12 protein-coding genes are annotated in these 15,860 nt (G+C 66.3%); 4 read left to right on the top strand and 8 right to left on the bottom strand.

Translation table 11 applies throughout. The annotated features are described in order from the left end of the window. Positions 1–15: 15 nt before the first annotated feature. The 7 genes from IPJ87_06085 to IPJ87_06055 are packed head-to-tail and all read right to left on the bottom strand — an operon-like array spanning position 16 to position 9,232. The gene (locus IPJ87_06085) at positions 16–1,053 is read right to left on the bottom strand and encodes a glycosyltransferase family 2 protein (GenBank protein ID MBK7941428.1); all 1,038 of its coding nucleotides are present in this window, start codon (positions 1,051–1,053) and stop codon (positions 16–18) included. Continuing rightward, on the bottom strand, positions 1,050–2,315 hold the full coding sequence (locus IPJ87_06080) for an oligosaccharide flippase family protein (GenBank protein MBK7941427.1): 1,266 nt from the start codon (positions 2,313–2,315) through the stop codon (positions 1,050–1,052). Before IPJ87_06080 ends, IPJ87_06085 begins: the two co-directional genes overlap by 4 nt. A gap of 2 nt (positions 2,316–2,317) precedes the next feature. After that, positions 2,318–3,238, bottom strand: a complete 921-nt coding sequence (locus IPJ87_06075) for a hypothetical protein (protein MBK7941426.1) — start codon at positions 3,236–3,238, stop codon at positions 2,318–2,320. A gap of 2 nt (positions 3,239–3,240) precedes the next feature. After that, positions 3,241–4,293 carry a hypothetical protein gene (locus IPJ87_06070; GenBank protein ID MBK7941425.1) on the bottom strand — a complete coding sequence of 351 codons (1,053 nt, stop codon included), beginning with the start codon at positions 4,291–4,293 and terminating at the stop codon, positions 3,241–3,243. Beyond that, a complete protein-coding gene (locus IPJ87_06065; GenBank protein MBK7941424.1) occupies positions 4,290–6,323 on the bottom strand; it encodes a hypothetical protein in 2,034 nt (677 codons plus the stop codon). The genes IPJ87_06070 and IPJ87_06065 overlap by 4 nt, the downstream gene beginning before the upstream one ends. 30 nt (positions 6,324–6,353) lie before the next feature. Next, positions 6,354–7,451, bottom strand: coding sequence for a glycosyltransferase family 2 protein (locus tag IPJ87_06060; GenBank protein MBK7941423.1), 1,098 nt, complete (start codon positions 7,449–7,451; stop codon positions 6,354–6,356). Between the two features lie 50 nt (positions 7,452–7,501). After that, positions 7,502–9,232, bottom strand: coding sequence for a hypothetical protein (locus tag IPJ87_06055; GenBank protein ID MBK7941422.1), 1,731 nt, complete (start codon positions 9,230–9,232; stop codon positions 7,502–7,504). Positions 9,233–9,360: 128 nt separating this feature from the next. Between IPJ87_06055 and IPJ87_06050 the strand changes: the two genes are divergently transcribed. The 4 genes from IPJ87_06050 to IPJ87_06035 all read left to right on the top strand — a co-directional run bounded on the left by IPJ87_06050 (position 9,361) and on the right by IPJ87_06035 (position 15,236). Beyond that, a complete protein-coding gene (locus IPJ87_06050) occupies positions 9,361–9,807 on the top strand; it encodes an NfeD family protein (protein MBK7941421.1) in 447 nt (148 codons plus the stop codon). 45 nt (positions 9,808–9,852) lie between these two features. Further along, on the top strand, positions 9,853–10,851 hold the full coding sequence (locus tag IPJ87_06045) for an SPFH/Band 7/PHB domain protein (protein ID MBK7941420.1): 999 nt from the start codon (positions 9,853–9,855) through the stop codon (positions 10,849–10,851). 322 nt (positions 10,852–11,173) lie between these two features. Next, positions 11,174–13,048 carry a DEAD/DEAH box helicase gene (locus IPJ87_06040; protein ID MBK7941419.1) on the top strand — a complete coding sequence of 625 codons (1,875 nt, stop codon included), beginning with the start codon at positions 11,174–11,176 and terminating at the stop codon, positions 13,046–13,048. 871 nt (positions 13,049–13,919) lie between these two features. Continuing rightward, on the top strand, positions 13,920–15,236 hold the full coding sequence (locus tag IPJ87_06035) for an alkaline phosphatase family protein (GenBank protein ID MBK7941418.1): 1,317 nt from the start codon (positions 13,920–13,922) through the stop codon (positions 15,234–15,236). Position 15,237: 1 nt separating this feature from the next. Here IPJ87_06035 and IPJ87_06030 read toward each other — a convergent pair whose 3' ends face one another. Further along, entirely contained in the window at positions 15,238–15,816 is a 579-nt protein-coding gene (locus tag IPJ87_06030) for a nitroreductase family protein (protein MBK7941417.1), read from the bottom strand. Positions 15,817–15,860: the final 44 nt, after the last annotated feature.

The raw sequence follows: 15,860 nt of genomic DNA, 5'->3' as shown, positions 1-15,860 counted from the left end.
GCAAAGGTGATCGGTCTACCGCGTGAGCCGTCCGGCGCGTTGGCCGGGCCGGCGTCCCAGCAGCACGAAGTGCACGATGCCCTTCCAATAGCCCAGGCCATAGGCGAGGTGAAGGATCGCGAAGGCGTACAGGACGCGCGGCACATCCACCACGCGCTCCGCGGCACGCCAGGCGCTCCATGCCGCGGCGGCGAGGTAGCACAGCACGCCGGCGATCGTGGCCCAGGCCGCCCATGTCCACACCAGGCCAAGCGCGGGTCCGAGCACCAGACCGGCCACCCATGCGGCAGGGACCAACTGCCTTCCGGTGGTCACCGTGCTGTGCAGGCGGTTCACGAAGACCTTCCAGTAGCCATACTGGTGGTATTGCCGGTAGAGCTTGCCGAAGGAGGCGCGTACCGCGTAATGTGAGCGGATGGCGGGGTCGAGCAGGATGCGGAAGCCGGCCTGGGTGACACGGTGGTTGAACTCGTCGTCCTGGTTGCGCACCAGCGCTTCGTGGAAGGTGCCGACCTGCTCGAAGACCTCGCGCCGGTAGGCCCCGAAGGCCACGGTGTCCACCGGGCCCGCCTTGGTGCCGGTGCGGAAGTGGGCGTTGCCCACGCCGAACGGATGGCCCATGGCGGCTCCGATGGCGCGCGAAGTGGCGTCGGTGTACGTGTTCGTGATGATGCCCCCCGCGCAGCCCGCACCCGGATCGCTGCGCAGCGTGGCCAGGTTGCGCTGCAGCCAGTCCGGTTCCACCGTGGCGTGCGCGCCCAGAAGGATGGCCACGTCGAAGGGTCTGGCGGACAGGCCGCGGTTCATCGCGTGCGGGGTGGTGCGGTCCGGGTTCTCCACCAGATGCACCACCGCGGAGCGCATGGCGTGCCCGGCGATCTCCTTCCGGGTGCCATCGGCGCTACCGCCATCGCACACCAGCACGCTCAAGGCCATGCCCGTTCGGTCCGCGCGCTCCAGGGAATCGAGGCAGCGACCGATGTGGCCCGCTTCGTTCAGGCAGGGGATCACCACGCTGACGCGCGGTACCGGCGGCAGTGGCGGCAGGTTCATGGGCGGAGCTGCAGCCGGGTCCGGGCCAGGTGGTTCAGCAGCAACACCAGCGCGCCGTTGCTCAGTGCGGTGGCCAGGGCCGAGCCCAACAGCCCTATCACCGGGATCAACGCGAGGTTCAGCACCACGTTGGCCGCGAAGATGCCGGCGATGAAGAACGTCTGGGTGCCGGGCCGCCCCACCTGGCTGAAGAGCATGAGAAAGGGCTGATGGCCTGCCGTCAAGGCCACGCCGGCCACCAGAATGGCGTACACGGCCCACACGGTGCGCGGTTCCTCGCGCATGCCCAGCACCCACATGCCGGCCGGGAACAAAGGGATGGTGAGCGCGATGAGGGGTGCCAGCAGCCTGAAGAAGCTGCGGCGGTTGCGGCGCACCACCTTCCCCAGGAGCACCGCACCGCCCTGGTGCCAGGCGCGCGTGATCACCGGGTTGATGTTGTTGCGGAAGAGCACGGGCAGGTACATCACGCCTTCGGCCACGGTGGCGCCCATGCTGTACAGGCCCACCGCACGGTCGTCCAGGAAGAAGCCGAGCAGGAACACATCCACCCGCGTGTTGACGTCCAGCAGGAAGTTGCCGGCCAGCGCCCGGTTGCCGAAGCGGAACTGCTCGCGCGCCACTTGCCGGGCCCCGGTCACGCGCTGTGGGCGCCAGTGCGGAAGCGTTGCAGGAAGCAGCACCATCAGCAGTCCGGCCTCCGCCAGGGTGAGCAGCGCGGCCAGTTCGTGCGCGGGACGCTTCATGGCCACGAGCACAGCCAGGGCCACCAGCATCAGCACGAAGCGCAGCAGCTGGAACACGGCGAACAACCGCATGCGCCGGGCGCCGTTGTGGTAGCTCAGGAGCACCTTGTTCCAGGAGAAGAAGAGCAGGCCCGGGATCACCAGCGGAAAGGCATCCCCCACCCCGTTGCTGTCCGACCAGCGCCCGGGCAGATCGCGCATGAGCCACGCAAGCGCCATCACCGCCACCGCCGTCACGGTGCTCAGGGCGAGCGCCACGGTGAGCTGCACGTCCGGACGGCGTTCAGCCAGGAGGTCGCGCGGTACGAAGGCCTGCACGGCGAGGTGCACGCCGCCCACGGCGAGCTGGCTCAGCAGGATGTACAGGGCGTAGGCCTGGTTGTAGATGCCCAGTGCGGAAGCACCGTGGGTGCGCAGGATCAGCACATTGAGCAGCACGCCGATGAGCGCGCTGAGCCCGAAGGCGCCGGCGTTCCAGATCAGGTCGGTGGAGAACTTGCCCCGCACAGGCCGCATGGTCAGCGGCGCAAGGTATCCCTCAGGCGATGGAGCACGTGCCCACGCTCATCCACCACCCGGTCCGACCACGCTTCCAGGAACGCCCGGTAACGCGGTGCGAATCGGTCGTACTCCTCTGTGCTGAACACATAGCGGCAGTGAAGGCTGTCCAAGAGGTAGTGGAAGACCTGCGCATCACTTCGGTCGCGGAACAGGAAGGGCTTGCCATGGGCCTGGAGGAGCTGGTCGCTGCCGCACCAGTAGTAGATGCCCGGGCGGGCGGTGACGTAGTACCAGATAGGCAGGTTGTTCACCAGCACCGTATCCGTGGGCCGCACCCCTTGGGCGAGCAGCCAGGCCTCCAGGTCCCGGGGACCGGTGTCGAGGCGCTCTTCCAGGCTGCCTTCCATGGTATCCGGCGAAGTGTGGCCCGGCGTGGCGTCATGCACCCGCTGCCGATGCTCCAGGGCAAGGGCGGTGTTGAGCACGGTGGCCACGGTCAAGCCCGCGAGGAAGGGCCTGCGGGCACCGGGTGACAGCACGGCCCAGGCGATGCCCACAACGGCCACGGTGAGCACGGGCTGCAGGCTGAAGGCGTAGCGGTAGTTGAAGCCGCCGAACGCACCGATCACCGAGACGGCAAGGAGCACGAAGGCGAGCGACCCGAGCTGCCAGCGTTCCAGGCGTCTCCATCGCCATAGGGCGACGACACAAGCGGGTAAGGCGAGCGTCACGGCCGGCCCCATGTAACGCAAGTTGAGGAAGACACCGAGATGGCCGTTCAACCCGAGCAGAAGGGGGCTTCCGATGCCACGGTCGAACTCCTCGGGGTCCATGTCGAGAGGGCTCACGGGCATCAGCACGCGGTGGTACACCACGCTGAAGGCCACGAAGGCTGCGAGCAGGACCCAGGCCAGGAGGTCGATGTGGCGCTGCTTCATCGCTAGTACCAGATGATGTCCTGGAAGATCCACCCGGTGCCCGACACGATGTCGACCAGGTAGTGGACGGCCCCGAAAAGCAGCATCATGCCCAGGCCCTGCGCCAGCCAGCCGACGCGCTTGTCCCACCGGATCGGCAGCGCGAACAGCAGCACGGCCACCAGCACCCCGGCGAGGATGGCGCCCACCGAATGCACGAAGGCCTGCGCCCCGGCCAAGGCGCCGAACAGCAGCACACGCTCCTTCGAGGGCGCTCGCAGCACGGCCACGAAGGCGGCCATCGCGCAGGTGAAGAGCATGATGCGCAGGCTGTCCAAGTGGTAGATGGCCATGAGGAAGAGGAAGCCGATGGGCGCGGTGAGCGCGATGCCTCCGAACACGGCGGCCCAGCGGTCGATGCGGCGAAGCAACGACCAACAGAACGCGATCAACAGCCAGGCGTACCACATGGTGATGCTTCGCACCCACGCATCGCTGCGGACCCCGAGGAGCGCGCCCCAGAGCCCCTCCCAGGTGAAGAGCAGCGGGAAGGAGAAGCCGTGCAGACCCACATAGTGGAAGCCGCTGACCGCGTCGAACCGGAAGCGCTGGTAGGTGATCGCGCGATCGCGCAGGAAGATCCGCCCCTGCACGCCGTATTCCAGCACATCGTGGTCCACCAGGGGCTTGTTCCACAGGATCACCACGGTGACCAGCTGCAGGAACAGCGTGCCCGCCAGGAAAGGCCAGAGGGACCGGTCCTTCAGGCTCGCAGGGATGTTGGCGAGGAGGGTGAGGAGGCGTCCCCTCCCCGCCCCGGCCATCCAGGCCACCAGCGCGAAGAAGAGCAGGGGCATCAGCCAGGCAACGAGCACCGGGACACCGTTCCACAGCGCCAGCGTGTAGTAGAGCACCAGTGTGGTGAGGAAGGGCCCCAGCCCGAGCCCGACCAGCACCAAGGGCCACTCGGGGAAAAGCAGTCGTTCGTTGCGGCCCAGGAGGAAGGCGGCCACGGCGCCCCCGCTCGCGAGGTTGGTGACGAGCACGAGCAGCGCGAGCTCCAGGGCCTCCATCATGCCACCACGGGCTTGCGGTACAGGCGCGGGATGGCGTTGATGGCCTTCAGCGCCCGCTCCATGTCCACGCCGATGGTCTCGAAGTACCACTGCATGCTCTCGAAGCGCGGGCGGTTCTCGCGAAGCACATGGGCCAGGCCCTCCTCCCGCGTGATCATGCCTTCGCGGATCTGGTTGCTGCGGAAGGTGTCGAACTCGGTGAAGCCCGCCACCAGGCCGTACACGTAGTTGTAGAAGGCCGCCGTGCCGTCACCGATCCGCCAGGTGCTGGTGGTGTCGGGCGAGATCTCCCAGTCGTACTCGTCCTTCAGCGTGCGGTCCAGCGTTTCCTCGTTCCACGGGATGAAGTCGAAGAGCAGCAGGTACACCTCGCGCGGTTCGGTATAGTAGGCCTTGAACGCGCTGTAGGTATCCGGCAGGCTGGCGTTGAGGTAGCCGGGGTTGGCCACGAAGTTCCGCATGTAGTAGAGCGGCATCTGCAGCTTGGCCAGCGTGGTCTGCTTGTCGATCCGCTCCTTGTCGAAGTTGGGACGGATGCCTGCGAAGCCCGCCTTGAAGTCGGTGTTCTCCAACTTGTTCTCCATCCAGATGTCGCAGTGGATGCCCGTCTGCCGCCGGATGTTGTTCACGTGCACGAAGAAGTGCTTGTCACCGGCCATGAACAGCGGGATCATGCCCAGGCGCGGCTGCCTCAGCCAGGCCTCCATGTTCAACCGCACGTTGCGGCGCTTCATCCGGATGTCCGCGCTCACCAGGATGTTCTCCACCCCGAGCTTGCCGGTCATGCGGGCGATGTTGCGCCGCGCCAGGTCGGTCACCAGCCCCCAGTCGTAGGTGAAGGTGAGCGGGGTCATGCCGAGCTCCTTCACCAGCAGGTGCAGGCCGTAGCTGCTGTCTCGCCCGCCGCTGAAGGCCACGATGCAGTCCTGCTTGCCGTCCGTGCGGCGGTACTTCCTCAGCACCTCCTCGAACTGCGGGCGCTTGTCCACCTTCAGGCCCTTCGGATTGTAGCTGTGGCAGTAGTTGCACACCCCTTTCGCATCGTAGCTGATGTAGGGGAAGGTGTCGGGCAGCAGGCACTTGCTGCAGCGCCGGATAGTGCGCATCACCTCCTCGGGGAACTCGATCAGCCTGCGCAACCGGCCCTCGTCACTGGTGGCGATCGCCGGGGCCGAGGCCGAGCCGCCCTGCGAATGGTCGTTGATACGGTAGGGCTCCGAATTGTTGAGGACAGGCCCCGACGTGTTCTCCTTCAGCCCGAAGTCGGTGATGGTGAAGCTGCCCAGGTCGATGAGCTTGCCGGTGAAGGGGGCCAGCCAGGTGGCCTCGAGCCCGTCGTACCGGGCCTTCATGGACTCCCCGTCGCGGAAGGTGCGCAGGATGTAGGCCTCCGAGGCGAAGACCAGGCTTCCCTTGGGGTCGGTGAGGGTATAGAATGAACCGGTGTTGGAGGCCAGCAGTACCTGTGCTGCATCCTCGAACAGGATGGCCACGCTGGCCGCACCCTCCATCTCGGCGAACACGGCGCGCACGGCCTCCATGGGACCCTTCCCTTCTTTGAGGAACATGCGGAAGAGCGCGGCGAGCACCTCGGTGTCCACCTGGTACGCGCGTTCGATCCTGCCGGCGTACTTCGTCCACAGGGCATCCACGTTGGTCACGATCCCGTTGTGGATCATGACGATGCCGTCCTTGATGACGGGCTGGTTGTTGAAGTTGTGCTCCTGGCTGCCGTTGGTCACCAGGCGGCTGTGGGCGATCAACGCCAGCTCCTGTTGACCGTTGGTGAACGACGGGGCCAGGGCCTGCTCCAGGAAGCTGCGGTAGGCCGCCGAACGGATGAGGTCGGTGGCGGGCACATCGTCCTTGGTCACATGGATGGTGCGCCCGACCGCGTCGCGCACGGCGATGCCGCTGCTCTCCTTCCCCCGCGACTCGCTCAGCACGAACAGCTCGCGCATCACCCCTTCGGTGAACGCGCGGTCCAACCCCGCCTCAGGCCCGGCGATGATCCCGAAGATGCCGCACATGGGCCGCAAAGATACCTGCGGCCTCAGGGCCTAGCGGTACAGGCGTTCGTTGTCCTGCATGTCCATCCACATGGCGAAGATCAGCGCCTGGAAGCTGCTCGTGGCCAGGAACAGGAAGGCGATCAGGGGCTCGGTGTTCACCGTGGCACCCGTGATGAAGGCCTTGCCGATCTTCCACAGGTAGGGCAGCGCCACCAGCCCCGCCGCGAAGGCGTAGTTGTAGAAGACGAAGAGCGGGTGGAAGTCCTTGAACAGGTACTTGCGCCACAGGCGGATGAAGAAGCTCTTGATCAGCAGGCGGCTCACCCGGGGGATCACCTTCATCACCTTCATCTTGCTCTGCTCGCCCACGCGGTACACCGGCTTGATCTCCACTTCGCGCAGGGTGCACTGGGCGATGTTGAGCTTCACCAGCATGTCGTTGGGCATGCCGTAGCTGCGGTAGATCCTGTGCAGCTTGATGGCCTGCATGGCGCGCAGTCCGATGGCCGTGTAGCCGGTCTGCGTGTCGCTCACGCGCCAGTAGCCGCTGGCCAGCTTGGTGAGGATGCTGAGGATACTGTTGCCGAAGAAGCGAACGCGGGGGATCACCAGCCAGGCGCTGCGGTGGATCAGCCGGTTGCCCTTCACGTAGTCGATGCCTTCGTCGATCACCGGCAGGCAGATGCTCTCCAGCTCGTGGGGGTCCATCTGACCGTCACCGGCCATCACGGCCGTGCAGGCGATGGCGTGGTCCTGGCACCATTTATAGCCGCGGGCGATGCCGGCCCCCACCCCGCCGTTCTTCAGGTTGTTGATCAGGATGATGCGGTCCGTCTCCGGGTGGTCGTTCACCACCTCGCTGGGCACGTAGTGCGCCATCTCGCGCTCGCTCTCCTCCTGCAGCACCAGCTCGGCCTCGTTCCAGCGGGTGCGCTCCACCTTGTAGGGCGGGATGCGCTTCCCCTCGCCTTTCGCACGGTCGCGGGCGATGAGTTCCTTCACCACTTCGGCCGTGCGGTCCGGGCTGCAGTCGTTCACCACCACGATGCGGTCCACGAAGTCGGGCATCGTGTCGACGACAAAGCCGATCTGGCTCTCTTCGTTGTAGCAGGGAACGACGACGGCGACGGTCTTGCCTTTGAGCATGCTGTGCGCGGTTCGGGCCCAAAGATGCGGATCGGGCCCGATGGACCGCCTCAACCCGTCGGGCCGGTGATGGTCGCACCGCGCAGCACGGTGAGCAGGTACCGAGCACGCTGACTCCCATCGCCCGCCAGCACCTGCGCCTCCTCCCTGCGCCACCACAGGCGTTCCCGGGCCGCTTCGTCCGTGCACACGATGCCCGCGCCGAAGAAGGCCGCGGCCTGTTGGGTCAGGTGGTCGAGCCCGTTCTCGGGGGCGGAACCGAAGGTGAGCACCACGGGCACCGCGCTGCTCAGCACGGTGAAGAGCCCGGGTCCGTCGGCGTCAGGCACCAGGACGACATCGGGCCTGAAGGCGCGGAGCTCGCGTTTCAGCCGCCAACGGTCGCGGAGCCGCAGCGACCATGACCGGCCCTTCACGGTGTGCTCCTGCACATGGATGCCGGCGCCCTCCAGCCCATGGCGACCGCTGGACGCTCCGCGCACCACCAGCACACGCAGCGTGTTGTCCGTGGTGGCCGCATGCCGGTCCAGTTCGGCACGCACATGGGCCACGTCACGCCAGGTGGCCCACCCGAGGTAACCCAGCGCTCCCGCCATCATCCACGCCATCAAGCTTGCGGGAGTGGGCACCACGAAGTGGAACACGCTGCCCAGCACCAGCAGCAGAAAAGCCGTGGTGAGGTTGATCCCGTTGCGCGGGGTGTGGTAGTACGCGTCGAGCAGGCTGCGAAGTCCGATGAACACGCCGAACGGCAGGGCCCCGAGGAAGGCGATACGGCTCATATCCACATAATGCCGGGCCGTGGGGCCGAGGTACAGTTCCAGGATGGGGCCGGCGGCCACTTCGAAGGCGACCATCATGGCCACCGAAGCCAGCAGCGTGAGGCGCGACAGGCGGCCGATCCGCCGGCTGAGGCCGGCATGGTCGCCCGCGGCCAGCTGAGAGGCGGAGGCGGGCAGCAGCACCAGGGACATCGGGGCGAAGAGGGCGGCGGTGATGTTGAGCAGGGTGGCCCCGAAGCCGACCTCCCCGCTGGCGGCCAGCCCGTGGGTGCGTGCCACGGCGTAGACGGGCACGGTGAGCAGGGCGCCGAAGGCCATGTCGCCCGGAACCCGGGGCATGCCGTAACGGAGCAGGTCGCCGCGCTCGCGGCCGAGCCCTCGCGGCAGCCCGGCCCGGAACTGCGGCGCGATACAGGCCAGGGCGATCAGGGCCCAACCCACGCCTGTGGCCCAGCAGACCGCCTCCAGGTCATCGAACAGCAGGAACGCGATCCACGGGGAGCCCGCCAGTGCGAGCACCTGGGCCATGTTCGCCGCGAACAGTCGCCCCCGGCCCCGCAGGTACGAATAGCCCAGACCGTAGACGCTCACGCTCGATACCATCAGCGCGAGAGGGGGCACCAGATGCGCCTGCGCGCCCGAGCCGAACACGATCCACGACAAGGGGGCCCGCCAGATCAGCCCGGCCAGGAGGGTCAGCAGCGCCAACGGGATCACCCAGCCGAGGGAGGCGGTGAGGTAACGCCGCTGCTCCTCCTCATCGCCCCGCATGGCCACGAAGCGCGTGATGCCCACGGCCGAACCCAGCAGCACGAAGGGGAAGGCGAAGGACACCGTGCGCCTCACCACCACGTAGAGGTCGAGCTCCTCGCGACCAGCATCGGCGGCCAGCCGGTACACCACCAAGGTGCCGAGCAACACCAGACCCTCGCCCAGATAGGTCAGCACGTGGTCGCGCCCCTGTCGTGTGCGCAGCGAGGCCAGCAGCCGGTGGAGCATGGCCGGCCAAGATAGGGGGCGTGGAACGGCCGCCCCGCCGTTCCTCCTCCTCTTCACCCGCTCATCCGACAAGGGGCTCGCGCACTTTTCGCACCCGCCTATCTTCGGACCGCAACACCGCGACGACCATGGACATCTTCTTTCAATGGCATTGGTGGGCGGGTCTCGGGCTCGTCCTGTTGATCGCAGAGATCTTCGTACCCGGGTTCTTCCTGCTCTGCCTCGGGATCGGCTGTGCCGGTGGCAGCATGGCCGCCGCGCTCGGTGCCGGGCCCTCGCTGCAGCTGGTCACCTTCTCCGCCGTGGCCCTCATCGCCTTCTTCACCATCCGCCCCCTGCTGATGAAGAAACTGTGGACCGGCGAGACCGTGCGGACCAACGTGGACGCCCTCATCGGACGGCGTGCCCGTGTCACACAGGATTTCGAACCGGCGCTCCGGCTGGGCCGTGTGGCCATCGACGGCGACGACTGGCGGGCGGAGTGCACCAGCGACCGCGCGCTGCATGTCGGTGACCTCGTCGACATCGTACGCGTGGAGAGCAACACCCTCGTGGTCAACCCCGCCGAACCCTGAGCCGCCGACGGCTTCCGATCCCCTCCAATCACCAACCTCCTCATCATGTCAGCCGGAACCATCATCCTCATCCTGCTCGCCCTCTTCGTGGTGTTCATCGTGGCCAAGGGCCTGCGCATCGTGCAGCAGAGCGAGTCCATGGTCGTGGAGCGCCTCGGCAAGTACCACAAGACGCTCACGGCCGGCATCAACGTCATCATCCCCATCGTCGACAAGCCGCGCGAGATCGTGTTCCGGTTCACCCGCGACCTGCCCGATGGCAACAAGTTCGTCCAGTTCGTCAAGAAGGAACGCATCGACCTGCGCGAGACCGTGTACGACTTCCCGCGGCAGAACGTGATCACCAAGGACAACGTGATGACCGAGATCAACGCGCTGCTCTACTTTCAGGTGATGGACCCCGTGAAGGCCATGTACGAGATCGAGAACCTGCCGCTGGCCATCGAGAAGCTCACGCAGACCACGCTGCGTAACGTGATCGGTGAGCTCGACCTGGACGAGTGCCTCACCAGCCGCGACACCATCAACATGAAGTTGCGCACCATCCTCGATGAGGCCAGCAACAAGTGGGGCGTGAAGGTGAACCGTGTGGAACTGCAGGACATCAACCCGCCGCGCGACATCCGCGAGGCCATGGAGAAGCAGATGCGTGCCGAGCGCGACCGCCGTGCCCAGATCATCGATGCGGAAGGCAGCAAGCGCGCCGCCGTGCTGCAGGCCGAGGGCATCCAGCAGAGCCAGATCACCACGGCCGAAGGCCAGAAACAGAGCCAGATCCTGGAGGCCGAAGGTGATGCCCAGGCGCGCATCCGTCGTGCGCAGGGTGAAGCGGAGGCCATCCGCCTGGTGACGGAGTCCATTAAAGGCAGCAATGCCGACCCCACCAACTACCTCATCGCCATGAAGTACCTGGAAACGCTGAAGGAGATGACCAGCGGCCAGAACAACAAGGTGATCTACATGCCCTACGAGGCCACTGGCGTGCTCAGCAGCGTGGGCGGCATCAAGGACATGCTCGACGCCAACAAGGCGCTGAAGGGCTGATCCGGACCTCCTGGCGAACGCCCGATCATCCATGCGGTGGTCGGGCGTTCAGGCGCATTGCCGTCACGCCGCGAACCATGCCTGGCCTTTTCGCGTATCTTTGGCCGCGTTCACCGCAAGGTGAACATGCCCCGAGCGCCCAGCTCTCCGTGTCGGCCCCGTCCGACGTCCGAATTGTCCAGGCGCCATCTCCCAGCGGATCATTGCACGCCGGACCGGATCGAAGGGGCGATCACAACACCTGAACAAGGTGTGCACAGGGACAATGGCCTGTGCATGCCGAACCTACACCCGCATCGCCCGGGACCAGGCGACCCACATCATGGAACGGACCACGTTCAACGACCTCGGGCTCATCGAGCCCATCCTCAAGTCCCTTCAGGAGGAAGGCTACACCCACCCCACCCCCATCCAGGCGCAGGCCATCCCTCACCTGGTGAAGGGACGCGACCTGCTGGGCTGCGCGCAGACCGGCACCGGCAAGACGGCCGCCTTCGCCATCCCCATCCTGCAGGAACTTCACGAGCGCGGCATCGGTACGCAGAGCGGCAAGCGTCCCATCAAGGTGCTCATCCTCACCCCCACGCGTGAACTGGCCATCCAGATCGGCGAGAGCTTCGCCGCCTACGGCCGCCACCTGAAGCAACGCCACACGGTGATCTTCGGCGGTGTGGGCCAGAAACCCCAGACCGACGCGCTGCAACGCGGGGTTGACACCGTGATCGCCACCCCCGGCCGCCTGCTCGACCTCATGGGGCAGGGCTACGTGCACCTCAACGACCTCGACATCTTCGTCCTGGACGAGGCCGACCGCATGCTGGACATGGGCTTCATCCACGACGTGAAGAAGGTGATCGCCAAGCTGCCGCAGAAGCGCCAGACCCTCTTCTTCAGCGCCACCATGCCGCCCGAGATCGCCAAGCTGGCCCACAGCATCCTCACCGAGCCGGTGAAGGTGGAGGTGGCCCCGGTGAGCAGCACGGCGGATACCATCGACCAGAGCATGTACTTCGTGGACCGCACGGACAAGAACAAGCTGCTCCTGCACCTGCTGGAAGGTCCGGCCATCCGCGAGGCGCTGATCTTCACGCGCACCAAGCACGGGGCCAACAAGGTGGCCAAGGTGCTCACCCAGGCCGGTTTCGCCGCGGAAGCCATCCACGGGAACAAGAGCCAGACCGCCCGCCAGAACGCGCTGAAGAACTTCAAGGAAGGCAAGCTCCGCGCACTTGTGGCCACCGACATCGCTGCACGCGGCATCGACATCGACGGGCTCACGCACGTCATCAACTTCGACATCCCGAACATTCCTGAGACCTACGTGCACCGCATCGGTCGCACTGGCCGGGCCGGGGCTTCGGGCAAGGCGCTCAGCTTCTGCGACCACGAGGAGAAGGCCTTCCTGCGCGACATCATCCGGCTGATCCGGCGGGACATCCCGGTCGTCGCCGAGCACCCCTACCTGATGGTGGGTGGACCGAAGAAGGCCGAACCCGAGGTGCGCGAGCCGCGCCAACCGCGCGGTCCCGGTCGTGGCCAGCGTCAGCCCCGCGAGGGCCAGCGCAGCGACCGTCCGCAGGGCCAGCAACGCCGTGAGGGTCGTCCGCAGCAGGGCGACCGCAAGCCCCAGCAGCAACGCAACGACCGCCAGCCGCGTCGCGACGACCGTCCGCGCCAGGAAGGCCAGCGCCGCAACGAGGGACGTCCGCAGCAGCAGGGCCAGCGCGGTCCCCGGCCCCAGCAGCAGGGCCAACGCAGCGACCGCCCGCAGCAGCCCCGCCAACGCGACCAGCGCCCTGGTGAACGCCGCGAGCAGCCCATGAAGCCCGACTACGACAAGCTCACCCGCGAGCTCTTCGCCGAGGAGGAGCGCCGCGAGAACGGCTCCCGGCCCCAGCAGGAGGAGAAAAAGGCGGCATCCTGCGCTGGTTCAAGCGCTGAGCGGACCGCATGGACATGGAAAAGCCGGGCACAGGCCCGGCTTTTTCGTTCGCAGGTGCGCGGTCAGGCGGCTGCCGGTCGGGAGGCTTGCGCCTTGAGCTCAGCCTGCAATTGGCGGCTGGTCTTGCTGCTGCCATCGTGGCTCCATCCCGGCGGACCGAAGATGTACATGAGCTTGGCCTTCAGCGTCGGCGCCCGTTTCACGTCCTTCCAGATCTCCTGGAACTCGAACAGGTTGTGGGTGATCGGGCTGTAGGAGTCCGGGTTGTGGCTGATGCCGTACTTGGGGACCACTCCTTTGATGGGCTCCTGCCAGGTTCCATAGAGCTTGTCCCAGATCACGAGGATGCCGCCATGGTTGCGGTCCAGGTACTCGGTGTTGCTGCTGTGGTGCACCACGTGGATCCAGGGGGTGTTGAAGATCTTCTCGTACCAGCCGAGCGAGGGCACCAGCTGGGTGTGCAGGAAGAACTGGTAGAAGGAATTGATGATGAGGCAGGTGGCGATCATGATCGGCTCGAAGCCCACCAAGGGCATCCACATCCAGTATATGGGCTTGAAGAACTCGATGAACCAGCCGTTCCGGATGCTCACCGTCAGGTTGAACATCTTGCCCGAGTGGTGCGGCAGGTGGGCGGCCCAGAGGAAGCGCACGTTGTGCGCGATCCGGTGGTGCCAGTAGAAGTTGTGGTCGTCGAAGAGCAGGCAGATGATCCACACGTACCACGCCGTACCCAACGTGCCGTACCCCAGGTACTGCTCGCGGAAGGGCTCGGCCCAGTAGAACAGGAAGAGCATGATGCTGATCTCGAACACGTTGGCGATCACCTTGATCAGCGTCGCCACCAGGCCCATCACCACCCCTGCCCAGCTCTCCTTGAGGTCGAAGAGGTGCCGGGCCTGCACGTACTCGCCGATCATCAGCAGGATGAACAGGGGATAGATGTATTTGGCCCCCACGCCCTCGATGGGCAGTTCGGGGAGCTGGCGCTTCAGGTCAAGCCACGCCTCGATCAGGTTGAAGTCCATCCGTTGCGGTTGTGGTTCCGGTCAAAGCTAAACGCTCATCACCTCCGGCGTACCGACTTCGGTCAGCCTTGAGCAGGGTCCGTTCCCATCTTTGCCCCATGCGCCTCCTTCCCTGCTGCGCCCTTCCCGTACTAGCCCTCACCTCGGCGGCCCAGCCGCTGATCAACGGGCCCATGCCCGGCCACAGCGATCATCTGGAAGCCACCATCTGGTTGCAATGTCGGCAGGCCTGCCGCGCCCAACTGGCCTACTGGCCGATCGACCGGCCGGACAGCGTACTGCTCTCGCGCGAGCTGGTCAGTGACCCCGATCGGGCCCATGCGTTGGAGTTCCGCATGGACCAGGTGACGCCGGGCACCACCTATGGCTATCGGGTGCTGGTGGCCGGGCGCGTGGTGGATGAAGGCGCCGACCTCCGGTTCCGCACGCAGCCGCTGTGGAAATGGCGCACCGATCCGCCGCCGTTCACCCTGGCCGTGGGCAGCTGCGCCTACATCAACGAACCAGCGTACGATCGGCCGGGCAAGCCATACGGGGATGGCTATCCGGTGTTCAATGCCATCGCCGCACAGCGCCCCGACCTCATGCTCTGGCTCGGCGACAACATATACCTGCGTGAGCCGGACTGGGGCACGTGGTCCGGCTTTCTGCATCGCTACACGCACAGCCGCAGCGAACCGGCCCTGCAGCGGCTCCTGCGCGCCACGCATCATTATGCCACTTGGGACGACCACGACTTCGGTCCGAACGATGCGGACGGCAGCTTCGTGAACGCGGGCATGGCGCGCTCGGCCTTCGACCTGTTCTGGCCGAATCCGGGAAGCGGCGTGCCCGGCGCTCCGGATGGCATCACCACCGCCTTCAGCCATGCCGACGCCGACTTCTTCCTGATGGACGACCGCACCTACCGGGTGCCGCCCGACCTGCGCACGGACAGCGCCACCCTGCTCGGTCGCGGGCAGCTGGACTGGCTGGTCCGGGCGCTGAAATACAGCGATGCCACCTTCAAGTTCGTGGCCGTGGGCGGGCAGGTGCTGAGCACCGCCCCCGACTTCGAGAACTACGCCACCTTCCCCCGGGAGCGGCGGGAGCTGCTGGACCGCATTGACCGCGAGGGGATCACGGGCGTGGTGTTCCTCACCGGTGATCGCCATTTCACTGAACTGAGCCGGATGGACCTGCCCGACGGACGATGGATCCTGGACCTGACCGCCTCTCCGCTCACGTCAGGCACCTACGGTCCCACGTCGTCCAATGCCCTGCAGGTGGAAGGCACCCTGTTGCAGGAACGGGGCTTCTGCACGCTGAACGTGTCCGGCCCGAAGGGACAGCGCATCCTCACCATCCAGGCCTTCGACACCCAGGGTGCGGAGAAGTGGTCGCGGTCCATCCCGCAGCCACCCGCCAGGAAGTAGCTCAGCGAACGAACCGGCCGTAGTGCACGAGCTCAGTGAGATCTCGTCGTGGCGAGCGTGCCCGCTCGCGCTGCTGGAGGTGCTCGGGCAGGTCGTCCGGATGGCCCGGCCAGCCCAGCACGATCACGGTCACGAGGTCCAGTTCATCGGGGATCGCGAAGGCCTGCCGGGTCTTTGCCGGGTCGAATCCACCAAGCTGGTGCATGCCCAGCCCCATGGAGGTCGCCTGCACGCCCAGCTGTCCCACGGCCACGCCCAGATCGTGCCGCGCGTGATGGTTCTCGGCACTGATGCGGTGAAGGATGCGGTGCGCCATGGCCAGCATCAGCACCGGCGCCTTGTCCGCCCAGAGCCGGTTGCTCGGGTTCAGGCCGTCCAGTAGAAGGTCGTGCCCTTCCTCGCCCCGGCGGGTCACCAGGAAGCGCCACGGTTGCTCGTTCATGCTGCTGGGCGCCCATCGCGCGGCCTCCAGCACCAGGCTGAGCTCGTCACCGGTCACCGGTCGATCCAGGAAGGCGCGCGGACTGTAGCGCGCACTGATGGCCGGAAGCACGCCAAGGGAGGAACGGGGCTGGTCCATGGGGAACGGGCTCAGGCACCAAGGAACGCGCTGGTGCGCGAAGG

This window comes from Flavobacteriales bacterium (genome assembly GCA_016713875.1).
GTDB lineage: Bacteria > Bacteroidota > Bacteroidia > Flavobacteriales_F > PHOS-HE28 > PHOS-HE28.
This window is presented reverse-complemented; position numbering and strand designations above follow the sequence as displayed.